Source organism: Bacillus nitratireducens (assembly GCF_001884135.1).
Classification (GTDB): domain Bacteria; phylum Bacillota; class Bacilli; order Bacillales; family Bacillaceae_G; genus Bacillus_A; species Bacillus_A nitratireducens.
Genome location: NZ_MAOC01000002.1, coordinates 1 through 22616, shown reverse-complemented (window position 1 = coordinate 22616; position 22616 = coordinate 1). Strand labels below are relative to the sequence as shown.

39 protein-coding genes are annotated in these 22616 nt (G+C 39.1%); 37 read left to right on the top strand and 2 right to left on the bottom strand.

Going from position 1 to position 22616, the window contains the following annotated elements; translation table 11 throughout:
* From rplB to BAU23_RS00030, 35 genes are all read left to right on the top strand, one after another.
* A complete protein-coding gene (gene rplB, locus BAU23_RS00200; RefSeq protein WP_000511584.1) occupies window positions 1-831 on the top strand; it encodes a 50S ribosomal protein L2 in 831 nt (276 codons plus the stop codon).
* Between the two features lie 60 nt (window positions 832-891).
* Window positions 892-1170, top strand: a complete 279-nt coding sequence (gene rpsS, locus BAU23_RS00195) for a 30S ribosomal protein S19 (RefSeq protein ID WP_000124454.1) — start codon at window positions 892-894, stop codon at window positions 1168-1170.
* Between the two features lie 17 nt (window positions 1171-1187).
* Window positions 1188-1529, top strand: coding sequence for a 50S ribosomal protein L22 (gene rplV, locus BAU23_RS00190; protein ID WP_001148024.1), 342 nt, complete (start codon window positions 1188-1190; stop codon window positions 1527-1529).
* Between the two features lie 3 nt (window positions 1530-1532).
* Window positions 1533-2192 (top strand): 30S ribosomal protein S3, encoded by a 660-nt coding sequence (rpsC, locus tag BAU23_RS00185; protein WP_000529958.1) that lies wholly within the window; start codon window positions 1533-1535, stop codon window positions 2190-2192.
* A 1-nt stretch (window position 2193) separates the two neighbouring features.
* Window positions 2194-2628, top strand: coding sequence for a 50S ribosomal protein L16 (gene rplP, locus BAU23_RS00180; protein WP_000928969.1), 435 nt, complete (start codon window positions 2194-2196; stop codon window positions 2626-2628).
* On the top strand, window positions 2618-2818 hold the full coding sequence (rpmC, locus tag BAU23_RS00175; RefSeq protein WP_000855718.1) for a 50S ribosomal protein L29: 201 nt from the start codon (window positions 2618-2620) through the stop codon (window positions 2816-2818). Before rplP ends, rpmC begins: the two co-directional genes overlap by 11 nt.
* Before the next feature lie 20 nt (window positions 2819-2838).
* Entirely contained in the window at window positions 2839-3102 is a 264-nt protein-coding gene (gene rpsQ / locus BAU23_RS00170) for a 30S ribosomal protein S17 (RefSeq protein WP_000004106.1), read from the top strand.
* 43 nt (window positions 3103-3145) lie between these two features.
* Entirely contained in the window at window positions 3146-3514 is a 369-nt protein-coding gene (gene rplN, locus BAU23_RS00165; protein WP_000615912.1) for a 50S ribosomal protein L14, read from the top strand.
* Between the two features lie 38 nt (window positions 3515-3552).
* Window positions 3553-3864 (top strand): 50S ribosomal protein L24, encoded by a 312-nt coding sequence (rplX, locus tag BAU23_RS00160; RefSeq protein WP_000558200.1) that lies wholly within the window; start codon window positions 3553-3555, stop codon window positions 3862-3864.
* Window positions 3865-3890: 26 nt separating this feature from the next.
* On the top strand, window positions 3891-4430 hold the full coding sequence (rplE, locus tag BAU23_RS00155; protein WP_001080830.1) for a 50S ribosomal protein L5: 540 nt from the start codon (window positions 3891-3893) through the stop codon (window positions 4428-4430).
* Window positions 4431-4463: 33 nt separating this feature from the next.
* Window positions 4464-4649, top strand: coding sequence for a 30S ribosomal protein S14 (gene rpsN, locus BAU23_RS00150; RefSeq protein ID WP_001085700.1), 186 nt, complete (start codon window positions 4464-4466; stop codon window positions 4647-4649).
* Between the two features lie 29 nt (window positions 4650-4678).
* Window positions 4679-5077, top strand: a complete 399-nt coding sequence (rpsH, locus tag BAU23_RS00145) for a 30S ribosomal protein S8 (RefSeq protein ID WP_000245511.1) — start codon at window positions 4679-4681, stop codon at window positions 5075-5077.
* A gap of 32 nt (window positions 5078-5109) precedes the next feature.
* Window positions 5110-5649 (top strand): 50S ribosomal protein L6, encoded by a 540-nt coding sequence (gene rplF / locus BAU23_RS00140; RefSeq protein WP_000086551.1) that lies wholly within the window; start codon window positions 5110-5112, stop codon window positions 5647-5649.
* A 31-nt stretch (window positions 5650-5680) separates the two neighbouring features.
* On the top strand, window positions 5681-6043 hold the full coding sequence (gene rplR, locus BAU23_RS00135) for a 50S ribosomal protein L18 (RefSeq protein WP_000628818.1): 363 nt from the start codon (window positions 5681-5683) through the stop codon (window positions 6041-6043).
* Between the two features lie 21 nt (window positions 6044-6064).
* Window positions 6065-6565, top strand: coding sequence for a 30S ribosomal protein S5 (rpsE, locus tag BAU23_RS00130; RefSeq protein WP_000554646.1), 501 nt, complete (start codon window positions 6065-6067; stop codon window positions 6563-6565).
* A gap of 13 nt (window positions 6566-6578) precedes the next feature.
* Entirely contained in the window at window positions 6579-6761 is a 183-nt protein-coding gene (gene rpmD / locus BAU23_RS00125) for a 50S ribosomal protein L30 (protein ID WP_001085231.1), read from the top strand.
* A gap of 33 nt (window positions 6762-6794) precedes the next feature.
* Window positions 6795-7235, top strand: coding sequence for a 50S ribosomal protein L15 (gene rplO, locus BAU23_RS00120; protein WP_000766083.1), 441 nt, complete (start codon window positions 6795-6797; stop codon window positions 7233-7235).
* Window positions 7235-8536: a preprotein translocase subunit SecY gene (gene secY / locus BAU23_RS00115; RefSeq protein WP_000490151.1), complete on the top strand. Its 1302-nt coding sequence runs from the start codon at window positions 7235-7237 to the stop codon at window positions 8534-8536. Before rplO ends, secY begins: the two co-directional genes overlap by 1 nt.
* Before the next feature lie 56 nt (window positions 8537-8592).
* A complete protein-coding gene (locus BAU23_RS00110) occupies window positions 8593-9243 on the top strand; it encodes an adenylate kinase (RefSeq protein WP_001048996.1) in 651 nt (216 codons plus the stop codon).
* Window positions 9243-9989, top strand: a complete 747-nt coding sequence (gene map, locus BAU23_RS00105; protein ID WP_000582542.1) for a type I methionyl aminopeptidase — start codon at window positions 9243-9245, stop codon at window positions 9987-9989. Before BAU23_RS00110 ends, map begins: the two co-directional genes overlap by 1 nt.
* A 68-nt stretch (window positions 9990-10057) precedes the next feature.
* Window positions 10058-10276, top strand: a complete 219-nt coding sequence (gene infA, locus BAU23_RS00100) for a translation initiation factor IF-1 (protein WP_001029884.1) — start codon at window positions 10058-10060, stop codon at window positions 10274-10276.
* Between the two features lie 35 nt (window positions 10277-10311).
* Window positions 10312-10425, top strand: coding sequence for a 50S ribosomal protein L36 (gene rpmJ, locus BAU23_RS00095; protein WP_000868344.1), 114 nt, complete (start codon window positions 10312-10314; stop codon window positions 10423-10425).
* 21 nt (window positions 10426-10446) lie between these two features.
* Window positions 10447-10812 (top strand): 30S ribosomal protein S13, encoded by a 366-nt coding sequence (rpsM, locus tag BAU23_RS00090; RefSeq protein WP_000090790.1) that lies wholly within the window; start codon window positions 10447-10449, stop codon window positions 10810-10812.
* Between the two features lie 24 nt (window positions 10813-10836).
* Complete coding sequence (gene rpsK, locus BAU23_RS00085) at window positions 10837-11226, top strand: 30S ribosomal protein S11 (RefSeq protein ID WP_000101797.1); 390 nt, start codon at window positions 10837-10839, stop codon at window positions 11224-11226.
* Window positions 11227-11406: 180 nt separating this feature from the next.
* Window positions 11407-12351, top strand: coding sequence for a DNA-directed RNA polymerase subunit alpha (locus tag BAU23_RS00080; protein WP_000569644.1), 945 nt, complete (start codon window positions 11407-11409; stop codon window positions 12349-12351).
* 35 nt (window positions 12352-12386) lie between these two features.
* Window positions 12387-12749, top strand: coding sequence for a 50S ribosomal protein L17 (gene rplQ, locus BAU23_RS00075; RefSeq protein ID WP_000331490.1), 363 nt, complete (start codon window positions 12387-12389; stop codon window positions 12747-12749).
* A 105-nt stretch (window positions 12750-12854) separates the two neighbouring features.
* The gene (locus BAU23_RS00070; protein WP_071733275.1) at window positions 12855-13697 is read left to right on the top strand and encodes an energy-coupling factor ABC transporter ATP-binding protein; all 843 of its coding nucleotides are present in this window, start codon (window positions 12855-12857) and stop codon (window positions 13695-13697) included.
* Window positions 13673-14554: an energy-coupling factor ABC transporter ATP-binding protein gene (locus BAU23_RS00065; protein ID WP_000406526.1), complete on the top strand. Its 882-nt coding sequence runs from the start codon at window positions 13673-13675 to the stop codon at window positions 14552-14554. Before BAU23_RS00070 ends, BAU23_RS00065 begins: the two co-directional genes overlap by 25 nt.
* Window positions 14542-15336, top strand: a complete 795-nt coding sequence (locus BAU23_RS00060; RefSeq protein WP_001186537.1) for an energy-coupling factor transporter transmembrane component T family protein — start codon at window positions 14542-14544, stop codon at window positions 15334-15336. The genes BAU23_RS00065 and BAU23_RS00060 overlap by 13 nt, the downstream gene beginning before the upstream one ends.
* A gap of 14 nt (window positions 15337-15350) precedes the next feature.
* The gene (truA, locus tag BAU23_RS00055; protein ID WP_002094769.1) at window positions 15351-16094 is read left to right on the top strand and encodes a tRNA pseudouridine(38-40) synthase TruA; all 744 of its coding nucleotides are present in this window, start codon (window positions 15351-15353) and stop codon (window positions 16092-16094) included.
* Between the two features lie 152 nt (window positions 16095-16246).
* A complete protein-coding gene (gene rplM / locus BAU23_RS00050; RefSeq protein WP_001260795.1) occupies window positions 16247-16684 on the top strand; it encodes a 50S ribosomal protein L13 in 438 nt (145 codons plus the stop codon).
* Window positions 16685-16705: 21 nt separating this feature from the next.
* Window positions 16706-17098, top strand: a complete 393-nt coding sequence (rpsI, locus tag BAU23_RS00045) for a 30S ribosomal protein S9 (RefSeq protein ID WP_000079986.1) — start codon at window positions 16706-16708, stop codon at window positions 17096-17098.
* Window positions 17099-17260: 162 nt separating this feature from the next.
* Window positions 17261-17689 carry a YbaK family protein gene (locus tag BAU23_RS00040; RefSeq protein WP_001101006.1) on the top strand — a complete coding sequence of 143 codons (429 nt, stop codon included), beginning with the start codon at window positions 17261-17263 and terminating at the stop codon, window positions 17687-17689.
* A gap of 66 nt (window positions 17690-17755) precedes the next feature.
* The gene (gene cwlD / locus BAU23_RS00035) at window positions 17756-18469 is read left to right on the top strand and encodes an N-acetylmuramoyl-L-alanine amidase CwlD (protein ID WP_000822448.1); all 714 of its coding nucleotides are present in this window, start codon (window positions 17756-17758) and stop codon (window positions 18467-18469) included.
* A gap of 143 nt (window positions 18470-18612) precedes the next feature.
* Complete coding sequence (locus BAU23_RS00030) at window positions 18613-19680, top strand: Mrp/NBP35 family ATP-binding protein (protein ID WP_000256622.1); 1068 nt, start codon at window positions 18613-18615, stop codon at window positions 19678-19680.
* A gap of 52 nt (window positions 19681-19732) precedes the next feature.
* Here the strand turns inward: BAU23_RS00030 and gerD are convergent, their stop codons facing one another.
* Window positions 19733-20347 (bottom strand): spore germination protein GerD, encoded by a 615-nt coding sequence (gene gerD, locus BAU23_RS00025; RefSeq protein ID WP_000826157.1) that lies wholly within the window; start codon window positions 20345-20347, stop codon window positions 19733-19735.
* A 139-nt stretch (window positions 20348-20486) separates the two neighbouring features.
* On the opposite strand from gerD, the gene kbaA reads away from it, so the two are divergent.
* Window positions 20487-21098: a KinB signaling pathway activation protein KbaA gene (kbaA, locus tag BAU23_RS00020; RefSeq protein ID WP_001088505.1), complete on the top strand. Its 612-nt coding sequence runs from the start codon at window positions 20487-20489 to the stop codon at window positions 21096-21098.
* A gap of 126 nt (window positions 21099-21224) precedes the next feature.
* Here kbaA and pdaB read toward each other — a convergent pair whose 3' ends face one another.
* Window positions 21225-21989 carry a polysaccharide deacetylase family sporulation protein PdaB gene (pdaB, locus tag BAU23_RS00015; RefSeq protein ID WP_000464714.1) on the bottom strand — a complete coding sequence of 255 codons (765 nt, stop codon included), beginning with the start codon at window positions 21987-21989 and terminating at the stop codon, window positions 21225-21227.
* Window positions 21990-22182: 193 nt separating this feature from the next.
* On the opposite strand from pdaB, the gene BAU23_RS00010 reads away from it, so the two are divergent.
* Entirely contained in the window at window positions 22183-22401 is a 219-nt protein-coding gene (locus tag BAU23_RS00010; protein ID WP_033656695.1) for a hypothetical protein, read from the top strand.
* Window positions 22402-22616: the final 215 nt, after the last annotated feature.

Here is a 22616-nt window from a genome sequence, read left to right as displayed (position 1 = left end):
ATGGGAATTAAAAAGTATAATCCAACTACTAACGGTCGTCGTAACATGACTACGAATGATTTCGCTGAAATCACGACTGACAGACCGGAAAAGTCTTTACTTGCTCCTTTAAGCAAAAAGGCTGGTCGTAATAACCAAGGTAAAATTACTGTACGTCATCAAGGTGGCGGACATAAGCGTCAATACCGTATCATCGACTTTAAGCGTAACAAAGATGGAATTCCAGGACGCGTTGCTACGATCGAATACGATCCAAACCGCTCTGCGAATATCGCATTAATTAACTACGTTGACGGTGAAAAACGTTACATTCTTGCTCCTAAAACTTTAGAAGTAGGTATGGAAGTTATGTCTGGCCCTGAAGCTGACATTAAAATCGGTAACGCATTACCATTAATCAACATTCCAGTAGGTACTGTTGTTCATAACATCGAGCTTAAGCCTGGTCGTGGCGGACAATTAGTTCGTTCTGCTGGTACATCTGCTCAAGTACTTGGTAAAGAAGGAAAATACGTACTTGTACGTTTAACTTCTGGTGAAGTACGTCTTGTATTATCTGCTTGTCGCGCTTCAATCGGTCAAGTTGGTAACGAACAACACGAACTTATCAAAATCGGTAAAGCAGGTCGCTCTCGCTGGTTAGGTAAGCGCCCAACAGTTCGTGGTTCTGTAATGAACCCGGTTGATCACCCACACGGTGGTGGTGAAGGACGCTCTCCAATCGGACGTAAGTCTCCAATGTCTCCATGGGGTAAACCAACTCTTGGATTCAAGACTCGTAAGAAAAACAAAGCGTCTGATAAATTTATCGTTCGTCGTCGTAAAAAATAATGGGATTGTAGTACGGTTCGCTTCAAGAACCGTACGCCAATCACGAAGGGAGGCACCAAAATGGCTCGTAGCTTAAAAAAAGGACCATTTGTCGATGATCACTTAATGAGCAAAATGGAAAAATTAGTTGCATCTGAGCAAAAACAAGTTGTTAAAACTTGGTCTCGCCGTTCAACTATCTTCCCTCAGTTCATCGGACACACAATCGCTGTATATGATGGTCGTAAACACGTACCTGTGTACATCACTGAGGATATGGTTGGCCATAAGTTAGGTGAATTCGCACCAACTCGTACGTATAAAGGTCACCTTGCTGACGATAAGAAAACTAGAAGATAATGAGAGGAGGCACTTCAATGCAAGCTAAAGCAGTAGCGAGAACAGTTCGTATTGCTCCTCGTAAAGTTCGTTTAGTAGTAGACTTAATCCGAGGTAAGCAAGTGGGTGAAGCGATTGCTATCCTTAACCACACACCAAAAACTGCTTCTCCAGTTGTAGAAAAAGTTTTAAAATCTGCAATCGCAAATGCAGAGCACAATTATGAGATGGATATTAACAACTTAGTTGTTGAAAAAGTTTTCGTTGACGAAGGTCCAACGTTGAAACGTTTCCGTCCACGTGCAATGGGTCGTGCAAGCCAAATTAACAAACGCACAAGCCACATCACAGTTGTGGTATCAGAAAAGAAGGAGGGATAATCGATGGGTCAGAAGGTTAATCCAATTGGTCTTCGTGTCGGTGTTATCCGTGACTGGGAATCTCGTTGGTTCGCTGAGAAAGATTACGCTACATTATTACATGAAGACATCAAAATCCGTGAGTACATTACTGTACGCTTAAAAGATTCTGCTGTTGCTAAAGTAGAAATCGAACGTGCAGCAAATCGTGTAAATGTTACAATTCACACTGCAAAACCTGGTATGGTAATTGGTAAAGGTGGTACAGAAGTTGAAGCACTTCGTAAAGCTCTTAACCAATTAACAGGCAAGCGTGTACACATCAATATTTTAGAAGTTAAGAGAGCTGATCTTAACGCTAAATTAGTAGGCGAAAACATCGCTCGTCAATTAGAAAACCGTGTATCATTCCGTCGTGCACAAAAGCAAGTTATTCAACGTGCTATGCGTGCAGGTGCTAAAGGTATTAAAACACAGGTTTCTGGTCGTCTTGGCGGAGCTGATATCGCTCGTGCAGAATCTTACAGTGAAGGAACTGTTCCACTTCATACACTTCGCGCTGATATTGACTATGCAGCAGTTGAAGCTGATACAACATACGGTAAATTAGGCGTAAAAGTATGGATCTACCGTGGAGAAGTCCTTCCTACAAAAAAGAAAGCTTCTGAGGAAGGAGGAAAATAATATGTTAATGCCAAAACGCGTAAAATATCGTAGAGAGCATCGTGGTAAAATGCGTGGTCGTGCAAAAGGTGGAACTGAAATTGCTTTCGGTGAATTCGGTTTACAAGCACAAGCTGCTTCATGGATTACAAACCGTCAAATCGAAGCTGCTCGTCGTGCAATGACTCGTTACATGAAACGTGGCGGTAAAGTATGGATTAAAATTTTCCCTTCTAAACCTTACACTGCAAAACCTCTAGAAGTACGTATGGGTTCCGGTAAAGGGGCACCAGAAGGCTGGGTAGCAGTAGTAAAACCTGGGAAAATTATGTTTGAAATCGCGGGTGTATCTGAAGAGGTAGCACGCGAAGCATTACGTCTTGCAGCTCACAAGTTACCTGTGAAATGTAAATTCGTAAAACGTGAAGAAAATGGTGGTGAATCTAATGAAAACTAATGATATTCGTGAATTAACCACTGCCGAAATCGAAACAAAAGTTAAAGCTTTAAAGGAAGAATTATTCAATCTTCGCTTCCAACTTGCTACAGGACAATTAGAGAATCCAACTCGCATCCGTGAAGTGCGTAAAGCGATTGCTCGTATGAAAACTGTAGTTCGTGAAAGAGAGATCGGAATTAATCGATAAATTGAGGGGAGGTTTGCATAGTGAGCGAACGTAACCAACGCAAAGTTTATACTGGTCGTGTTGTGTCTGATAAAATGGACAAAACGATTACAGTTTTAGTTGAAACTTACAAAACTCATTCCTTGTACGGAAAACGTGTTAAGTATTCTAAAAAGTACAAAGCCCATGATGAGCAAAACCAAGCGAAACTTGGCGATATCGTTAAAATCATGGAAACTCGCCCGCTTTCTGCTACTAAGCGTTTCCGTTTAGTTGAAATCGTTGAAGAAGCGGTTATTATCTAAATAGACGAATCGGAATTTTTAGTCCGAAGGGAGGTTTCATAACATGATCCAACAAGAATCTCGTTTGAAAGTTGCTGACAACTCTGGTGCACGTGAACTTTTAACAATTAAAGTATTAGGCGGCTCTGGTCGTAAATATGCTAACATTGGTGATATTATCGTTGCTACGGTAAAACAAGCAACACCAGGTGGCGTTGTTAAAAAAGGTGACGTTGTTAAAGCAGTAGTAGTACGTACGAAGAGCGGAGCTCGTCGTCCGGACGGTTCTTATATCAAATTTGATGAAAACGCAGCGGTTATCATTAAAGACGATAAGAGCCCACGTGGTACTCGTATCTTCGGACCAGTAGCTCGTGAATTACGTGATAGCAACTTCATGAAGATCGTTTCTTTAGCTCCAGAAGTTCTATAATTTAAGGTATTGCCTTGCTAAGGAGGTGCAGAATTAAGATGCATGTAAAAAAAGGTGATAAAGTACAGGTAATCACTGGAAAAGACAAAGGAAAACAAGGCGTTATCCTTGTGGCTTTCCCAAAGCAAAACCGTGTTATCGTTGAGGGTGTTAACATCGTTAAAAAACACTCTAAGCCATCTCAATTAAATCCACAAGGTGGAATTATTACTAAAGAAGCACCTATTCACGTTTCTAACGTTATGATTTTAGATCCGAAAACAGGTGAACCTACTCGCGTAGGCTTCAAAGTAGAAGATGGTAAAAAAGTTCGTATTGCAAAAAAATCTGGTGAATTATTAGATAAATAATTTTCTTAAGAAAGGAGGTCACTTCATTGAATCGCCTTAAAGAGAAGTTCCAAAAGGAAATTACTCCTGCTCTAGTGAGCAAGTTTAACTATAAATCTGTGATGGAAGTACCGAAAATCGAAAAGATCGTAATCAACACTGGTGTTGGTGACGCGGTATCTAACTCAAAAGCTTTAGACAATGCAGTAGAAGAATTAACACAAATCGCAGGTCAAAAACCTGTTGTAACTCGTGCTAAAAAATCAATCGCTGGTTTCCGTCTTCGTGAAGGTATGCCAATCGGTGCGAAAGTAACTTTACGCGGGCAACAAATGTATGAGTTCTTCGACAAATTAGTATCAGTTTCTTTACCACGTGTACGTGATTTCCGTGGTGTTTCTAAGAAATCATTTGATGGTCGTGGGAACTACACATTAGGTGTTAAAGAGCAACTTATCTTCCCTGAGATTGATTATGATAAAGTAAGCAAAGTCCGCGGTATGGACATCGTAATCGTTACTACAGCGAAAACTGATGAAGAAGCTCGTGAACTTTTAACACAATTCGGTATGCCATTCCAAAAATAATGGAAGCCAACGCTAAGTAGAGGAGGCGAAAACGTGGCTAAAAAATCTATGATAGCGAAACAAAAGCGTACTCCTAAGTTTAAAGTACAAGAGTATACACGTTGCGAACGCTGCGGTCGTCCGCATTCTGTATACCGCAAATTTAAGCTTTGCCGTATTTGTTTCCGTGAACTTGCATATAAAGGTCAAATTCCTGGTGTTAAAAAAGCTAGTTGGTAAAACCCACAAATGGGAAGGAGGTAAAACACATGGTGATGACAGATCCAATTGCAGACATGCTTACTCGCATCCGTAATGCGAACATGGTACGTCATGAGAAATTAGAGGTTCCTGCTTCTAAAATCAAAAAAGAGATCGCTGAACTTTTAAAACGTGAAGGTTTCATTCGTGATGTAGAATACATCGAGGATAACAAACAAGGTATCCTTCGTATTTTCCTGAAATATGGTGCAAACAATGAACGTGTAATCACTGGATTAAAACGTATCAGTAAACCTGGCTTACGCGTTTACGCTAAAGCTGATGAAGTACCACGTGTACTTAACGGATTAGGTATCGCTCTTGTTTCTACATCTAAGGGAGTAATGACAGACAAAGACGCTCGTCAATTACAAACTGGTGGAGAAGTAGTAGCATACGTTTGGTAATTTATATTTAAAACGAACGGAGGTGTGACCACATGTCTCGTATTGGTAAAAAGATTCTTGAAATCCCTGCAGGTGTTACTATTACAATTGCAGAAGACAATACTGTAACAGTAAAAGGCCCTAAAGGTGAATTAACTCGTAAATTCAATGCTGATATGTCTATCAAAATTGAAGAAAATACACTAACAGTTGAGCGTCCATCTGAACAGAAGGAACACCGTGCATTACACGGTACAACTCGTGCTTTAATCGGAAACATGGTTGAAGGTGTAACTGCAGGTTTCGCACGCGGACTTGAATTAGTCGGTGTTGGTTACCGTGCTCAAAAACAAGGAGATAAACTTGTTTTAAGCGTAGGTTATTCTCATCCAGTAGAAATGACTCCGGAAGCAGGTCTTGAAGTTGAAGTACCTGCACCAACTAAAATCGTAATCAAAGGTATCGACAAGCAACGTGTTGGCGAATTTGCTGCTAACATCCGTGCTGTACGTGCTCCTGAGCCATATAAAGGTAAAGGTATTCGTTACGAAGGCGAAGTTGTTCGTCGTAAAGAAGGTAAAACTGCTAAGTAAACCCGTTAGGTGAGAGAAAGGAGTGACAAGAATGATCACTAAAGCTGATAAAAATGCGACTCGTAAGAAAAGACATGCACGTGTACGTGCTAAGCTTACTGGTACTGCAGAACGTCCACGTTTAAACGTGTTCCGTTCTAACCAACATATTTACGCTCAAGTTATTGATGATGTAAATGGTGTAACGTTAGTAAGTGCATCTACTCTTGATAAAGACCTTGCTCTTAACGGTACTAGCAATACTGAAGCTGCTACGAAAGTTGGAGAATCAGTTGCTAAGCGTGCTGTAGAGAAAGGCGTTAAAGAAGTAGTATTCGATCGCGGTGGTTACTTATACCATGGCCGTGTTAAAGCTCTAGCTGAAGCTGCTCGTGAGGCTGGATTACAATTTTAATGGTCAAAGGAGGGAAAATTGATGCATCGCATTGACCCAAGTAAATTAGAACTTGAAGAACGTGTAGTTACGATAAATCGTGTCGCGAAAGTTGTTAAGGGTGGTCGTCGTTTCCGCTTTGCTGCACTAGTTGTAGTTGGCGATAAAAACGGTCATGTTGGATTCGGTACTGGTAAAGCACAAGAGGTACCAGACGCAATTCGCAAAGCTATCGAAGACGCTAAGAAAAACTTAATCGCTGTACCATTAGTTGGTACAACAATTCCACACACAATCAACGGTCATTTTGGAGCTGGTGAAGTATTCTTAAAACCTGCTGCTGAAGGTACTGGTGTTATTGCTGGTGGACCTGTTCGTGCGGTACTTGAATTAGCTGGTGTACAAGATATTCTTTCGAAATCTCTTGGTTCTAACACACCAATCAACATGATTCGCGCTACTGTGAACGGATTAAGCGAACTTAAGCGCGCTGAAGATGTTGCAAAATTACGCGGTAAATCTGTAGAAGAGCTACTAGGTTAAGGAGGGAAAACAAATGGCGAAAAAGTTAGAAATTACCCTCACTCGTAGTGTAATTGGTCGTCCACAAGATCAACGTGCGACGGTAGAAGCTTTAGGTCTTAAAAAGTTGAATTCAACTGTAGTTAAGGAAGAAACTCCTGCTATTCTTGGTATGATCAACAAAGTTTCTCACCTTATAACTGTAAAAGAAGCTTAAGGATAACTCATTAATATAAGGAGGTGCCTGGGAATGAAACTTCATGAATTAAAACCTGCAGAAGGTTCTCGTAAAGTACGTAACCGTGTCGGTCGTGGTATCGGTTCTGGTAACGGTAAAACTGCTGGTAAAGGTCATAAAGGACAAAACGCACGTTCTGGTGGCGGTGTTCGTCTTGGCTTCGAAGGTGGTCAAACTCCATTATTCCGTCGTTTACCAAAACGCGGCTTCACAAACATTAACCGTAAAGAGTTTACTATTGTAAACTTATCAACGTTAAATCGTTTTGAAGATGGTACAGAAGTAACACCTGAATTATTGCTGGAAACTGGCGTTATCAGCAAGTTAAACGACGGTGTTAAAATTCTTGCAAGCGGAGCAGTAGAGAAAAAATTAACTGTTAAAGCGCACAAGTTCTCTTCAAGTGCTAAAGAAGCAATTGAAGCAGCTGGCGGATCAGTTGAGGTGATCTAATGTTTCGTACAATCTCCAACTTTATGCGCGTTGCTGAGATAAGACGTAAAATATTATTCACTTTAGCGATGTTAGTCGTATTCAGGATTGGCACGTTTATCCCAGTGCCATTTACAAATGGAGACGTACTGAAAGCACAAGATCAATTAAATGCCTTAGGTATCCTAAATACATTTGGCGGTGGCGCCTTGAAAAACTTCTCCATCTTCGCGATGGGAATCATGCCGTATATTACAGCATCCATCATCGTGCAATTATTGCAGATGGATGTTGTTCCTAAATTTTCGGAATGGTCGAAGCAAGGTGAAATGGGCCGTCGTAAACTAACGCAATTCACGCGTTACTTTACAATTGTTCTTGCGTTTATTCAGGGGTTTGGTATGTCAATCGGTTTTAACGGTATGGTAGGTGGGCAATTAATTTTGAATCCTGGTTGGAGCACTTATTTATACATTGCTACGGTACTGACTGCTGGTACTGCATTTTTAATGTGGTTAGGTGAACAGATTACAGCTAAAGGTGTAGGTAATGGTATTTCCATCCTTATCTTTGGCGGTATTGCCGCAGCGATCCCAAGTGTTATATCTCAAGTGTATCAACAACAGTTTCAAAATATCGGAGATCAATTGTTCATGAGTATCGTTAAAGTTGCATTGATCTTACTAGCTGTGCTAGCAGTTATTGTTGGTGTTATTTTCATTCAACAGGCTGTTAGAAAGATCCCAATTCAATATGCGAAGCGTGTAACAGGAGGGAATGGGAATCATGCTGGAGCACAAAACACACATTTACCGCTTAAGGTAAATAGTGCGGGTGTTATTCCAGTCATTTTTGCTGTTTCATTCTTAATTACGCCTCCAACTATTGCACAGTTCTTCCCGAATCATGATGTATCGCAGTGGATCATTGCAAACTTTAACTATTCTCACCCAGTGGGAATGATCATATATGTTGCGCTCATTGTAGCCTTCACATATTTCTATGCGTTTGTTCAGGTTAATCCAGAGCAAATGTCAGAGAATCTAAACAAACAAGGTGGATATGTTCCAGGTATTCGTCCGGGTAAGAATACGGAACAATATCTAACAAAAATCTTGTATCGTTTGACCTTTGTAGGATCAATTTTCCTAGCAGCGATTGCAATCTTACCAGTTATCTTTACGAAACTGGGAAATCTTCCCCCATCTGCACAGATTGGTGGAACGAGTATGTTAATCGTTGTCGGCGTTGCTTTAGAAACAATGAAGCAGCTAGAAAGCCAACTGGTAAAACGCCATTACAAAGGGTTTATCAAGCAGTGAGTAAGTGGGAAGAATTGTCTTCCCTACATGCTCATGTACTCTGAGGGGGAACAAGGATGAACTTAATTTTAATGGGGCTTCCTGGTGCTGGTAAAGGTACACAAGCCGAACAGATTGTTGCCAAGTATAACATCCCTCACATTTCAACAGGAGATATGTTCCGTGCAGCTATGAAGGCTGAAACTGAAATGGGTTTACAAGCAAAATCTTTTATTGATAAAGGTGCACTTGTTCCAGATGAAGTTACAATCGGAATTGTTCGTGAACGTTTGAGTCAAGAAGACTGCGTAAGAGGTTTCTTATTAGACGGTTTCCCACGAACTGTTGCACAAGCATCAGCTCTTGAAGAGATTATGAAAGATCTTGGCAAAAAAATCGACTATGTTTTAAACATTAATGTGGATTCAGGGTTGTTATTAAAACGCCTTACAGGCCGTCGCATTTGTAAAGAGTGCGGTGCGACTTACCACTTAGAATTCAATCCACCAGCAAAAGCTGATGTGTGCGATAAATGTGGTGGCGAATTGTACCAACGCTCTGATGACAATGAAGAAACTGTAGCAAATCGTTTAGATGTAAATATTAAGCAAACAAAACCTTTGCTTGATTTCTACGAGGAGCTTGGTTACCTACAAAGCATTAATGGTGAGCAAGATATCAATAAAGTATTTGCTGATATCGATGTTCTCATCGGAGGCTTAGCGTAATGATCATCTGCAAAACTCCTCGCGAGATAGAAATCATGCGAGAAGCTGGCAGGATCGTTGCTTTAACTCATCAAGAGTTGAAACAGCATATTACTCCAGGAATTACAACGAAAGAGCTCGATCAAATAGCGGAAAAGACGATTCGAAAATATGGTGCTACGCCATCTTTTAAAGGATACAACGGATTTCCGGGGAGCATATGTGCTTCTGTAAATGAAGAGCTTGTACACGGAATTCCAGGGAAGCGCAAGCTCGAAGAGGGCGATATCATCAGTATCGATATTGGTGCGAAATACAATGGGTACCATGGAGATTCTGCATGGACGTATCCAGTTGGAAACATTTCTGAATCTGTTCAAAAGCTACTTGATGTCACAGAAAAATCGTTGTATCTTGGTCTAGAACAAGTAAAACCAGGCGAAAGATTATCAAATATCTCACATGCGGTTCAAACCCATGCTGAAGAGAATGGGTTCTCGATCGTTAGGGAGTATGTTGGTCACGGAATCGGGCAAGACTTACATGAGGACCCTCAAATCCCGCACTATGGTCCACCAAATAGAGGCCCTAGATTAAAGCCGGGAATGGTCATCTGTGTTGAGCCGATGGTGAATCAAGGAAGACGATATGTAAAAACACTATCTGATGACTGGACAGTGGTAACGGTAGATGGTAAATGGTGTGCACATTTTGAGCACACGATTGCTCTTACAGAAGCAGGATACGAAATCCTTACCACTTTATAAGTAGCTGGCTCTCCGGGATTTCAGAGCAGTGTAAAATGTTACTGATTTGAAGAAGGGAGAACTATTGAATGGCTAAAGATGATGTAATTGAAGTCGAAGGTACCGTTCTTGAAACGTTGCCAAATGCTATGTTCAAAGTAGAATTAGAGAATGGGCATGTCGTATTGGCTCACGTTTCTGGTAAAATCCGTATGAACTTCATTCGTATTTTACCAGGAGACAAAGTTACGGTAGAATTATCTCCGTACGATTTAAATCGTGGTCGTATTACGTACCGTTTTAAATAATATAGCACTCCGTAATCTTTAAGGAGGTTCGAGACATGAAAGTAAGACCGTCAGTTAAACCAATCTGCGAAAAATGTAAAGTTATTCGTAGACGTGGAAAAGTAATGGTTATTTGTGAAAACCCTAAACATAAACAAAAACAAGGTTAATCAGAAGGAGGTGCATTCAGAATGGCACGTATCGCAGGTGTAGATATTCCTCGAGACAAACGCGTTGTTATTTCTTTAACTTACGTATTCGGCATTGGTCGCACAACTGCTGAAAAAATTCTTACTGAAGCTGGTATTTCTTCAGAAACACGAGTTCGTGATTTAACGGAAGACGAACTAGGACGTATCCGTGATATCATCGATCGTATTAAAGTTGAGGGAGACCTTCGTCGTGAAGTATCTCTTAACATTAAACGTCTAATGGAGATCGGTTCTTACCGTGGTCTTCGTCACCGTCGTGGTTTACCAGTTCGTGGTCAAAACTCTAAAAACAATGCTCGTACACGTAAAGGTCCACGTCGTACAGTAGCAAATAAAAAGAAATAATAAGTAAAGGAGGTTGAACTAACAATGGCACGTAAAACAAACACTCGTAAAAAACGTGTGAAAAAGAATATTGAAGCTGGTATAGCTCATATTCGTTCTACTTTCAACAACACAATCGTAACACTTACAGATACTCATGGTAACGCACTTTCTTGGTCTAGTGCTGGTGCACTTGGTTTCCGTGGATCTCGTAAGTCTACTCCATTCGCTGCGCAAATGGCTGCTGAAGCTGCTGCTAAAGTTGCAATGGAGCACGGTTTAAAAACTTTAGAGGTTACTGTTAAAGGTCCTGGTGCTGGTCGTGAAGCTGCAATTCGTGCTCTTCAAGCTGCAGGTCTAGAAGTAACAGCAATTAGAGATGTTACTCCAGTTCCTCATAATGGATGTCGTCCACCAAAACGTCGTCGTGTGTAATTTTTCTGTATAGAATTTTCCCTTTTGTCTATAATGGATATGATGCATTATCGAGAAATTTCGTACAGAAACATCGCTTGTTGTGCACAATCGGGAACTGCCTAAGGGGGACTTTCGGTTAGACAGGGGGTATCCCTTTGTTTAACCGGGGTTTCGACGTTTTGAAGGAGGGTTTAGTTAATGATTGAAATCGAAAAGCCGAAAATCGAAACGGTTGAACTTAACGAAGATGCTAAATATGGTAAATTCGTAATTGAACCGCTTGAGCGTGGATATGGTACTACTTTGGGTAACTCCCTACGTCGTATTCTTTTATCCTCACTCCCTGGTGCCGCTGTTACCGCTATCCAAATCGATGGCGTATTGCATGAATTTTCAACAGTTGAGGGCGTAGTAGAAGACGTTACGACGATCATCTTAAACTTGAAAAAGTTAGCTCTTAAAATCTACTCTGAAGAAGAGAAGACGTTGGAAATTGATGTACAGGGCGAAGGTATTGTCACAGCTGCTGATATTACTCATGATAGTGATGTAGAAATCTTAAATCCAGATTTACACATTGCAACGTTAGCAAAAAATGCGCATTTCCGCATGCGTTTAACTGCAAAGCGTGGCCGTGGGTATACGCCAGCTGATGCAAATAAAAGCGAAGATCAACCAATAGGAGTAATTCCTATTGATTCTATTTATACTCCAGTATCACGTGTAACTTACCAAGTGGAAAAGACACGTGTCGGACAAGTGGCTAATTATGATAAGCTTACGCTTGATGTATGGACGGATGGAAGCATCGGGCCAAAAGAAGCTATCTCTTTAGGTGCCAAAATCTTAACTGAGCATTTAAATATCTTTGTTGGTTTAACTGATGAAGCACAAAATGCTGAGATTATGGTCGAGAAGGAAGAAGATCAAAAAGAGAAAGTTCTTGAGATGACTATCGAAGAACTAGATCTTTCTGTTCGTTCTTATAATTGCCTAAAACGTGCAGGAATTAATACTGTACAAGAGCTTGCGAACAAAACAGAAGAAGATATGATGAAAGTTCGTAACTTAGGACGTAAATCCTTAGAAGAAGTTAAACATAAACTTGAGGAATTAGGTTTAGGTTTACGTAAAGACGACTGAGGATTTAAACCCATCAACAAAGGAGGGAACTACGAATGGCATACAGAAAATTAGGCCGTACAAGTGCGCAACGTAAAGCTATGTTACGTGATTTAGCTACTGATTTAATTATCAACGAGCGCATCCAAACGACAGAAACTCGTGCAAAAGAACTTCGTTCTGTAGTGGAAAAAATGATCACTTTAGGTAAACGCGGAGATCTTCATGCTCGTCGTCAAGCAGCAGCTTTCATTCGCAATGAAGTTGCTAACGCTGAGACTGGTCAAGATGCACTTCAAAAATTATTCGCTGATGTAGCTCCACGCTATGCTGAGCGCCAAGGCGGATACACTCGTATTGCAAAAATTGGTCCACGTCGCGGAGACGCAGCACCAATGGTAATTATCGAGTTAGTATAATGATGATTAAAAGGGCAGGACAGTTCTTTTCAAGTAACTGGTCATGGCCCTTTTTTTTTAAATATAAAAAATAGGCTAACTTGGCGAAGGAAAGGGTGCCTTGTATTGAAAAAAGAGAAACTTCGGACAGAAAATATATCATTTCAATATCCTGGGGCAGCCTCTTATGCATTAAAAGATGTTTCATTTTCCTTATATGAAGGAGAATGGGTATCTGTTATTGGACAAAATGGTTCAGGTAAATCTACACTTGCAAAATTATTGAATGGTTTGTTTTTACCGGAATCAGGAAGCATTACTGTAAATGATACAGTGGTTTTATCAGAGGAAACGGTATGGGATGTTCGAAAACAAATTGGGATGGTATTTCAAAATCCTGATAATCAATTTGTGGGAACGACAGTACAAGATGACGTTGTATTTGGTCTAGAAAATATCGGAATGCCAAGGGAGCAGATGATAGAAAGACTAGAACAAGCCCTGCAACTGGTCCGTATGGAAGATTTTCTTAATGATGAACCCCATTCGTTATCTGGCGGACAAAAACAGCGAGTCGCAATAGCAGGTGTTTTAGCACTTCAGCCATCTATTTTAATATTAGATGAAGCAACTTCAATGTTAGACCCTCAGGGGAAACTTGAAGTAGTAGAAACGGTTAGACAACTTGTTAATCAAAAGGGTATTACGGTGTTATCGATTACGCATGATTTAGAAGAAGCGGCACAGTCAGACCGTATTATTATTTTGAACAAGGGAGAAATATTAGAGGAAGGTACTCCAGGGCAAATTTTCAAATCCTCTCATATGCTTCAAGAGATTGGATTAGATGTACCTTTTTCGGTTAAAATAGCAGAATTATTAAAAAGAAATGAAATTCACTTGCAAAATACGCATCTTACAATGGAAAGCTTGGTGAACGAACTTTGGAGATTACATTCCAAAAAGTAGAACATCGTTATCAATATAAAACTCCATTTGAAAGACGCGCACTTTATGATGTAGACGTGTCGTTTCCAAGTGGGGGCTATTATGCCATTATTGGTCATACTGGTTCAGGAAAGTCGACGATGATTCAACATTTAAATGGTTTATTACAGCCGACAAATGGTACGGTTCAAATTGGTGAACATTTAATTTCAGCAGGGAAGAAAGAAAAGAAACTGAAGCCACTACGAAAAAAAGTAGGGGTTGTCTTTCAGTTCCCAGAACATCAGCTATTTGAAGAGACAGTTGAGAAGGATATTTGTTTTGGGCCTACTAATTTTGGTGTATCTGAAGAAGAGGCAAAACAAAAGGCGAAAGATGCAATCCAGCTTGTTGGATTGGACATAGAGTTATTAGCACGTTCTCCGTTTGAGTTAAGCGGTGGGCAAATGAGGCGCGTTGCAATAGCAGGCGTACTTGCGATGGAACCCGAAGTGCTTGTATTAGATGAACCTACAGCAGGGCTTGATCCTAAAGGACAGCACGAGCTCATGGAGATGTTTTACAAGCTTCATAAGGAACAGGGGCTTACAGTCATTCTTGTCACCCACAATATGGAGGATGCTGCTAAGTATGCAGATCAAATTGTGGTCATGCATAAAGGAACGGTCTTTTTGCAAGGAAGAGCAGAGGAAGTATTTTCACATGCAGATGAATTAGAGAGAATTGGTGTGGATCTTCCGATGTCTTTAAAGTATAAACGTGCAATTGAAGAAAAGTTTGGTATTTCAATTTCGAAGGCTACCTTATCTTTAGAGGATCTTACTCATGAAGTTGTACAGGTGTTACGAAAAGGTGGTCATGAATCATGCAGCAGTTGATTATTGGGAGATACATTCCAGGTCAGTCAGTCATTCATAAACTTGATCCTCGTACGAAGCTGTTGATTGTCTTTTTATATGTATTTGTTGTTTTTTTAGCAAATAATGCGATTTCATATGGATTTTTATTTTTGTATGCACTCATTGCTTTATTTTTTGCAAAAGTGCCGATTCGTTATGTACTTTCGGGCTTAAAACCAATTCTATGGATTTTTCTTTTTACATTTTTCCTGCATATTTTTACAAATAAAGAAGGGGAAGTACTATTCCAGCTTGGTTGGTTTTCGATACATGAAAAAGGATTAGAGCAAGGGATATACATTTCTATACGATTCTTTGTTATTATTTTAATGACGACATTATTAACGTTAACGACGACACCTATTGAAATTACAGATGGGTTGGAGACGTTATTAAAGCCGTTGAAGCGTATAAAAGTTCCTGTTCATGAAATCGCATTAATGATGTCAATTTCACTACGTTTTATCCCGACATTAATGGATGAAACGAGTAAAATTATGAAAGCACAAGCGTCACGTGGCATTGATTTCGCCGGGGGACCGATAAAAGATAGGATGAAAGCTATTATTTCACTACTCGTTCCGCTATTTATTAGTGCTTTTAAGCGTGCAGAGGACTTAGCGATTGCGATGGAAGCTCGTGGATATCAAAGTGGCGAAGGGCGCACTAAATTTAGGCAACTACGCTGGAAAACAAGTGATACAGTAACGATTATAAGCTTACTTTGTTTAGCTTGTATTTTGGCATGGGTGCGATCGTAATGGAGAATAAAGAAATGGATAGAATAAAATGTACGGTTGCATATGATGGCATGCATTTTTGTGGTTATCAAATTCAGCCGCAGCATCGTACTGTTCAACAAGAGATAGAGAAAGCATTGCAGAAATTGCATAAAGGAGAACTTGTTCGTGTTCAAGCATCGGGCAGGACAGATTCTACCGTTCATGCAAAAGGACAAGTGATACACTTTGATACCCCTTTGTCTCTTGCAGAGTGGCAATGGAGTAATGCTTTAAACACAATGTTGCCAGATGATATTGTTATCAGACAGGTAGAGAAAAAAACAGAAGAATTTCATGCGCGTTACGGTGTCGAGAAAAAAGAATATCGTTATCGTGTATTATTATCAAAGACTGCGGATGTATTCCGTAGAAATTACGTATATCAATATCCATATCCACTTGAAATAAACTCTATAAGAAAAGCGATTCCTTATTTTATTGGAACGCATGATTTCACTTCTTTTTGTTCGGCAAAAACTGACAAAAAAGATAAAGTGCGAACAATTTATGAAATTGAGTTAATCGAGCAAGACGATGAATTAATTTTTCGTTTTGTAGGTAATGGATTTTTATATAATATGGTCAGAATTATTGTTGGTACGTTACTTAACGTAGGGCAAGGAAAGCTTGATCCTGATAGCATTCCAGAGATTTTAGCGAAACAAAATCGCCAGTTTGCTGGAAAGATGGCTCCAGGTCATGGACTTTACTTATGGCAGGTAAACTATAACAACTAATCCTGGTGTAACATTTGCTTGACATTAGAAACTCAAAAGTATATCATAACATATGGTATTGTTTCTAAAACCACGATTAGCCCCGGAAGGAAATCGTGTTTAAGATAAACAATAGATTTTTTCTATGGAAAAGATAACGAGGAGGGAAACACATGCGTACGACTTTTATGGCAAAAGCTAACGAAGTTGAGCGTAAATGGTATGTGGTTGATGCTGAAGGTCAAACTTTAGGTCGCCTATCTACGGAAGTAGCATCCATTTTACGTGGTAAAAACAAACCTACATTTACACCACACGTTGACACGGGTGATCATGTAATTATTATTAACGCTGAGAAAATTCATTTAACAGGTAATAAATTAAACGATAAAATTTACTACCGTCACACTAACCACCCAGGTGGACTTAAGCAAAGAACAGCTCTAGAAATGCGTACAAACTACCCTGTACAAATGTTAGAGCTTGCAATTAAAGGGATGCTTCCAAAAGGACGTTTAGGACGTCAAGTATCTAAGAAATTAAACGTGTATGCTGGAGCAGAGCATCCACACCAAGCACAAAAACCAGAAGTTTACGAACTTCGCGGATAATCAATTAAAGGAGGGCTTACTTTGGCACAGGTTCAATACTATGGCACTGGACGTCGTAAGAGTTCAGTAGCGCGCGTGCGCCTAGTTCCAGGCGAAGGACGCGTTATCATTAACGGTCGTGATTTTGAAAACTATATCCCATTTGCTGCATTACGTGAAGTAGTGAAACAACCTCTAGTTGCAACAGAAACTTTAGGTAACTACGATGTACTTGTAAACGTAAATGGTGGTGGATACACTGGTCAAGCTGGTGCTATTCGTCACGGTATTTCTCGCGCTTTATTAAAAGCTGATCCAGAATACCGTCTAACACTAAAACGTGCAGGTCTATTAACTCGTGACGCACGTATGAAAGAGCGTAAAAAATACGGTCTTAAAGGCGCACGTCGTGCACCTCAGTTCTCAAAACGTTAATTTTTGCGAACTACAAACCCCAACCATTTTGGTTGGGGTTTTTTTATGTTTAATTCCTCTTTTACAATTTTTTTGGCTTGGAATATTTTAGTGCTACGGCCTCGCGTATGCTTCTTCTTTAGAAGTTTAGACTAATACGTATTAGGGAGGTTTATAAGTACTATGAATGTCATTGTCAGCTTACAAGAAAAACAAAAAGAAAAGCAGTTGAAATACGAGCGGAAGATGCTGCGAGAATTATCATTAAAAACATTGCGCTCAAATATTCGTGATGCCTTTCAGATGCAAGAACTTCATCGTCAGTATGAAGATTATTGTATTGAACTAGGGATAGAATCTTATTTATTAGGAGCGAGATACAGTAAATTTGGTTATTATGGTGAATCATTCTTTGATGTGAAATATAGAGCCTTAGAAGAAGAGCAACAATTAACTGAAACATTATTTCAATTTTTAACAAGTATGACTATGCGTGAAATTAAATTGCAAGACGAGGAATTACTTTTTGAATCTTGCCAGCAGTTTATCGGCCTGTGGTGGCAGGAAGGGTATGAAAAAGGTGAACGAAGGTATCGATTAAAGCTACACTAAGACAAGCATAAACTTTCCTCTTGTCCCATATAAGTAATTAGAGGGACTAGCTGGAGGAGGAAAGGTATGAAGAGAATTCGAATTATCTCTTTTGCGCTCGCTGCGGTTGTTTTGTTTTTTTTGGTCAAACAAGAATTTCAAATTACAAAATCGTGGCGAGCTTGGAATTTACCCTTATCAGGGAAAGTAATCGTACTAGACGCTGGGCATGGTGGTCCAGACGGAGGGGCTGTTGGTGGAAAGGATATTGTAGAAAAAGATATTACGCTCGAGATTACAAAAAAAGTACAAGATTATTTACAAGAACAAGGTGCATTAGTTATTTTAACTCGTGAAGGAGATTATGATTTAGCCAACAAAGATACAAAGTCATATAGTAGACGTAAAGCAGAGGATTTAAAAAGACGTGTAGAGATTATTAATAAGCCTGATGTAGACTTTTTTGCAAGCATTCATTTAAACGCTCTAACTAGCAGTGGATCTAAAGGCGCACAAACGTTCTACTACCGTTCTTTAATTGAAAATGAACGGGCTGCGAAATTTATACAGGCTGAATTGAGAACGAGCTTAGAAAATACGAATCGTTCTGCTAAAACAATTCCTCACGTGTACTTATTGAAGTATGCTAAAAAACCGGGTGCTTTAATTGAGGCCGGCTTTTTGTCGAATGTGAATGAAAGGTATATGCTAAATTCGGAGAAGTACCAGCAAAAAGTAGCAGCTGCAATATATCGTGGTATATTACGTTACTTCACAGAAAAAGGAAATCCTCCGGAATAAGGAGGATTTTTCGAGTTTCTCTCGTTAACGAAGTTTTCCGAAAATATGTTATACTGGAAATGTAAACGCATTTATTTCAAAAATAAAGAGAGATAAATTTAATTAACATTACGTTATTTTTCATACAGGGGGCTGGGCTAATTATGGTAACAAAAGAGCAGGTAGTGGAAGCGTTGGAAGGGATTGTAGATCCATTTTTACATAAGACGTTAAAAGAAACAAATGCAATTAAAGAGGTAACAGTCAAGCCGGAGAAGGAACATGTAAGTGTTAAAATTGCAATTGTAAAAACAGGTACAGCGGAACAAATGCAGTTGCAGTCTGGAATTGTAAAGTTAGTAAAAGAACTTGGGGCAACAACAGTTGGACTTCGTTTTGCAGAATTTACAGAAGAGGAATTAGCTCAGTTTGCACCACCGCAAGAGGAAGAGAAAAGTGAATCTTTATTATCGCCGAACTCAAATACTACATTTTTAGCAGTGGCAAGTGGAAAAGGTGGAGTAGGGAAATCGACTGTTTCCGTTAACCTTGCAATTGCTTTAGCTCGTCTAGGAAAAAAGGTCGGTATCATTGATGCGGATATTTACGGTTTTAGTGTACCTGATATGATGGGCATCGAAAAACGCCCAATCGTAAGAGGGGATAAGATAATACCAGTGGAGCGTCTAGGTGTGAAAGTAATCTCAATGGGATTCTTTGTAGAAGATAACGCACCCGTTATTTGGAGAGGACCGATGCTTGGGAAAATGTTAAATCACTTTTTCACAGAAGTAGAGTGGGGTGATTTAGATTACTTAGTATTGGATTTACCACCAGGTACGGGTGATGTTGCTCTAGATCTGCATTCGATGTTGCCGGCTTGCAAAGAGATTATTGTAACAACGCCGCATCCAACAGCTGCATTTGTAGCAGCGCGTGCTGGAGCTATGGCTTTACGTACAGAACATAGTATTCTTGGTGTTGTTGAAAATATGGCGTATTTTGAAAGTAAAGCAACTGGTGAAAAAGAGTATGTGTTTGGAAGAGGTGGAGGAGATAAATTAGCTACGGAACTCCAAACAGATGTGCTTGGCCGAATTCCACTTCAACAACCGGATTGGAATAAAGAGGACTTTGCGCCGTCAGTATATGAAGATACACATACAACTGGTCTTATTTATCGTTCGATAGCTGAGACAGTTATTGATAAGACAGCTGTTACACAAAAGTAAAGTAGTAACGAGTGGGCAATATATCATTGTCCACTCGTTACTATAATTTTTATTATTGTTCTTTGTTCCCATCTTGAGAACCACCTTCACCGCCTGCACCTTTTTTATCAGACCCACCTTTTTCAGCTTTTTGTACACCTTTACTAATGATGTCAATCATCTTAGCCTGGAAGAGTGGACTTTCGGCAGTTTCGGTTAGTACTTGTTGTAAATATTGACGATACTCTTTACTCTTCATTGTTTGTAACATAATTTTTTCTACTTCAGGATTTTTCATAATCTCTATAACACCTGATTGGTATTCAGGGTCTTTTAGTAAAGTTTTCATTAAGTTTGTTTGTTCTTTTCCCATACTTTTAGCAAATTTTGATGAGAACTCAGGGTCTTTAAAGAGCTTTTCCCAGAATTGTTGCCCTTTTTCAGATACCATCGCATCTTCGATCGTTTTCTTTACTACTGTTTCATCTAGTATGAGTGCTTGTTTCATTTTTTCATCAGTTAATACATCTTGGATCGCTTTTTTTCCTTGGTCTGTTTTTAAAATATCAACAATCATTTTTTTTGTTTGATCATAATCAAGTTCGGATTTTGCTTCTTTTTCTTGTGCACATGCCACTAGTGCGATAAATAGAAAAGAAGAAATCAAAACGAGCAGCAGCCGTTTCATAAATTGGAGCTCCTTTCAGCACAGTTCTCTTTTTTTAATATAAATCTCTTTAAGGAATTTATACATTAACATGGCTAGCTTTTTGAAATTGTCATTGATACAATTTAATTAGAAATATAAGAATAATGGGGGATGTGTTGTGAATAGCCGCAAGTGGGTACGACTATTTTTTACGACGTTATTTCTAGGTGGGATTAGCACAGTCATTATTGGATTTGTTTTAGAGTGGGACAAGTACGCTAAATTTTTTCAAAATTTCGACGGAAAAGAGATTTTAGCAATTTCTTTTTGGTTGATGGGCGTAGGATTTATTTTTAGTGTTATAAGTCAAATGGGGTTCTTTGCGTATTTAACAATCCATCGTTTTGGATTAGGGATGTTTCGGTCATCGTCTTTATGGAATGCGGTGCAACTCTTCTTTATTGCGTTCGTATTGTTTGATTTCGTTTATTTAAGGTCAGTACTTATTGCGAATGGGGAAGTTTCATTAGGGAATAACATACTTGTTGCGGGGGTGTTATTCGTGTTTGGGGCAATTGTCGCATACATAAAGAGTAAAGAAACGAATAAAAAAGCATTTGTGCCGGCTCTGTTCTTTATGGTTGTTGTAACAATTCTTGAATGGGTACCGGCGCTCCGGATTAATGATACAGATTGGTTATATTTAATGGTGATACCACTCCTATTATGTAATGCATATCAGTTACTTGTATTGCATCGTTTAATTGGACAAAAGAGTAAGTCAGCTTAATGAGGAGAGAGTGGATTTGTAATTAGCCAGATTCTTATCATTTGTAAATCGCAGGATAAAAAAGCTCCGCTATCTTTCATTAAGATAGCGGAGCCTTTTATGTGTGAAGAACCGTGTAGAAAGGAACTACTTAATATCTTCGCTTTTCGTACTTGTGTTGGAAATAAGTTGTGATACAGATGTTTGTTCATATCCGTCGCTCTTTAGTTTTTGTAAGAGTAATGGTAAAGCCTTATTTGTTTGAAGAGCAGAATCAGAAGCATGTAATAAGACGATATCTCCACCCTTTAAATTGCTAGAGACTGTGGAAACGATTTTATTTACGCCGGGATTTTTCCAGTCATTTGAATTGTTACTCCAATGAACGATGGTGTATCCGAGTGATTCAGCTATTTTAAGGGTTGTTTTGTTAAAGTCGCCACTAGGTGGGCGTAATAGCTTGACTTGTTTTACGCCAAGTTTCGTAAAAACATCTTGCGCTCGCAAAAGATCTCTTCGTATTTCATTTGCTTCTAGTGAATTATAGGATGTGTAATTATAGCCCATACTACCAATCTCATGTCCATCTTTCATGATTCGTTCGACAATATCAGGGTGTCTTTCGGCCCATGCAGCAGAGAGAAAGAAGGTTGCATTCTTAATGTCTCTTTCTTTGAGTGTATTAAGGATTGGAATAGCTTTTTTATCTCCCCAACTAATGTCAAACGTGAATGCAACTTGTTTTTTTGCAGTGTCCCCTTTGTAAATCACTTTCGGGCCAGTAGCAGTTGAAAAAGCAGACTCATGTGAATATGTTTTTAAAAAGAGTAGCCATGCTGTAAATAAGGAAAGTACGATTATTAAGCTAATGTGTTTAAATGTTCTTTTACTCGTAATAAAAAAGAAAAACATAATATTACGCCCCTTTGTCCAATCCTTTTCAGTTACATATATGCTTTAAATTTAAAAAAGAGAACAAGGGATTAACATCGTTAGTGGTGGATATAATGAATGATAGAATTTTATTTTTTGATGATACATTATTGGTAATTGAAAATAAGTAGGGCGTTTATTGATGTGTGTAAGGAACTATTGGGGTGATAATTTGCTTGGGATTATGTTAACGAAGGAAGAGAGAAAAGAAATGGAATACATACTGAAGAGAGAGTTAGAGGAACTTTTATTTGATTTTGAAGATGAGCGTATACATAGCGTTGTGAAAAAAGCGATGGAAGAAAGATATAAAATCATTTTTTGTTTATTTCGGAGAGTTGCTAATAGGGAAGAATGTATTCGTTATGTAAGAAAAAGAATTTTTTATTAAAAAGTGTTGACGTTAAGAGTAAGTATATGATAAATTAATAACCGTCGCTGATGCGGAAACGCAGAAAACGACAAAAAAGAAATTAAAAAACTTAGTTGACATCGAAAAACGAAGATGTTAACATAAGGAAGTCGCAAATGAGCGACCAAGAAGTTCTTTGAAAACTGAACGAAACAAACAACGTGAACGTCAATTTTTATTTTTAGATGCTAGAC

Excerpts from the sequence above, each read along its gene's own strand:
- rplQ (WP_000331490.1), top strand. The coding sequence starts at position 12,387 with ATGGCATACAGAAAATTAGGCCGTACAAGTGCGCAACGTAAAGCTATG.
- rplM (WP_001260795.1), top strand. The coding sequence starts at position 16,247 with ATGCGTACGACTTTTATGGCAAAAGCTAACGAAGTTGAGCGTAAATGG.
- rplX (WP_000558200.1), top strand. The coding sequence starts at position 3,553 with ATGCATGTAAAAAAAGGTGATAAAGTACAGGTAATCACTGGAAAAGAC.
- rpsE (WP_000554646.1), top strand. The coding sequence starts at position 6,065 with ATGCATCGCATTGACCCAAGTAAATTAGAACTTGAAGAACGTGTAGTT.
- rpsM (WP_000090790.1), top strand. The coding sequence starts at position 10,447 with ATGGCACGTATCGCAGGTGTAGATATTCCTCGAGACAAACGCGTTGTT.
- gerD (WP_000826157.1), bottom strand. The coding sequence starts at position 20,347 with ATGAAACGGCTGCTGCTCGTTTTGATTTCTTCTTTTCTATTTATCGCA.
- secY (WP_000490151.1), top strand. The coding sequence starts at position 7,235 with ATGTTTCGTACAATCTCCAACTTTATGCGCGTTGCTGAGATAAGACGT.
- rplP (WP_000928969.1), top strand. The coding sequence starts at position 2,194 with ATGTTAATGCCAAAACGCGTAAAATATCGTAGAGAGCATCGTGGTAAA.
- rpsS (WP_000124454.1), top strand. The coding sequence starts at position 892 with ATGGCTCGTAGCTTAAAAAAAGGACCATTTGTCGATGATCACTTAATG.
- rpmC (WP_000855718.1), top strand. The coding sequence starts at position 2,618 with ATGAAAACTAATGATATTCGTGAATTAACCACTGCCGAAATCGAAACA.
- rplO (WP_000766083.1), top strand. The coding sequence starts at position 6,795 with ATGAAACTTCATGAATTAAAACCTGCAGAAGGTTCTCGTAAAGTACGT.
- BAU23_RS00060 (WP_001186537.1), top strand. The coding sequence starts at position 14,542 with ATGCAGCAGTTGATTATTGGGAGATACATTCCAGGTCAGTCAGTCATT.
- BAU23_RS00110 (WP_001048996.1), top strand. The coding sequence starts at position 8,593 with ATGAACTTAATTTTAATGGGGCTTCCTGGTGCTGGTAAAGGTACACAA.
- BAU23_RS00040 (WP_001101006.1), top strand. The coding sequence starts at position 17,261 with ATGAATGTCATTGTCAGCTTACAAGAAAAACAAAAAGAAAAGCAGTTG.
- rplN (WP_000615912.1), top strand. The coding sequence starts at position 3,146 with ATGATCCAACAAGAATCTCGTTTGAAAGTTGCTGACAACTCTGGTGCA.
- rplV (WP_001148024.1), top strand. The coding sequence starts at position 1,188 with ATGCAAGCTAAAGCAGTAGCGAGAACAGTTCGTATTGCTCCTCGTAAA.
- rpmJ (WP_000868344.1), top strand. The coding sequence starts at position 10,312 with ATGAAAGTAAGACCGTCAGTTAAACCAATCTGCGAAAAATGTAAAGTT.
- rpsH (WP_000245511.1), top strand. The coding sequence starts at position 4,679 with ATGGTGATGACAGATCCAATTGCAGACATGCTTACTCGCATCCGTAAT.
- rpsK (WP_000101797.1), top strand. The coding sequence starts at position 10,837 with ATGGCACGTAAAACAAACACTCGTAAAAAACGTGTGAAAAAGAATATT.
- rpsC (WP_000529958.1), top strand. The coding sequence starts at position 1,533 with ATGGGTCAGAAGGTTAATCCAATTGGTCTTCGTGTCGGTGTTATCCGT.
- map (WP_000582542.1), top strand. The coding sequence starts at position 9,243 with ATGATCATCTGCAAAACTCCTCGCGAGATAGAAATCATGCGAGAAGCT.
- rplR (WP_000628818.1), top strand. The coding sequence starts at position 5,681 with ATGATCACTAAAGCTGATAAAAATGCGACTCGTAAGAAAAGACATGCA.
- truA (WP_002094769.1), top strand. The coding sequence starts at position 15,351 with ATGGATAGAATAAAATGTACGGTTGCATATGATGGCATGCATTTTTGT.
- rplF (WP_000086551.1), top strand. The coding sequence starts at position 5,110 with ATGTCTCGTATTGGTAAAAAGATTCTTGAAATCCCTGCAGGTGTTACT.
- pdaB (WP_000464714.1), bottom strand. The coding sequence starts at position 21,989 with ATGTTTTTCTTTTTTATTACGAGTAAAAGAACATTTAAACACATTAGC.
- cwlD (WP_000822448.1), top strand. The coding sequence starts at position 17,756 with ATGAAGAGAATTCGAATTATCTCTTTTGCGCTCGCTGCGGTTGTTTTG.
- BAU23_RS00080 (WP_000569644.1), top strand. The coding sequence starts at position 11,407 with ATGATTGAAATCGAAAAGCCGAAAATCGAAACGGTTGAACTTAACGAA.
- BAU23_RS00030 (WP_000256622.1), top strand. The coding sequence starts at position 18,613 with ATGGTAACAAAAGAGCAGGTAGTGGAAGCGTTGGAAGGGATTGTAGAT.
- rplB (WP_000511584.1), top strand. The coding sequence starts at position 1 with ATGGGAATTAAAAAGTATAATCCAACTACTAACGGTCGTCGTAACATG.
- infA (WP_001029884.1), top strand. The coding sequence starts at position 10,058 with ATGGCTAAAGATGATGTAATTGAAGTCGAAGGTACCGTTCTTGAAACG.
- rpmD (WP_001085231.1), top strand. The coding sequence starts at position 6,579 with ATGGCGAAAAAGTTAGAAATTACCCTCACTCGTAGTGTAATTGGTCGT.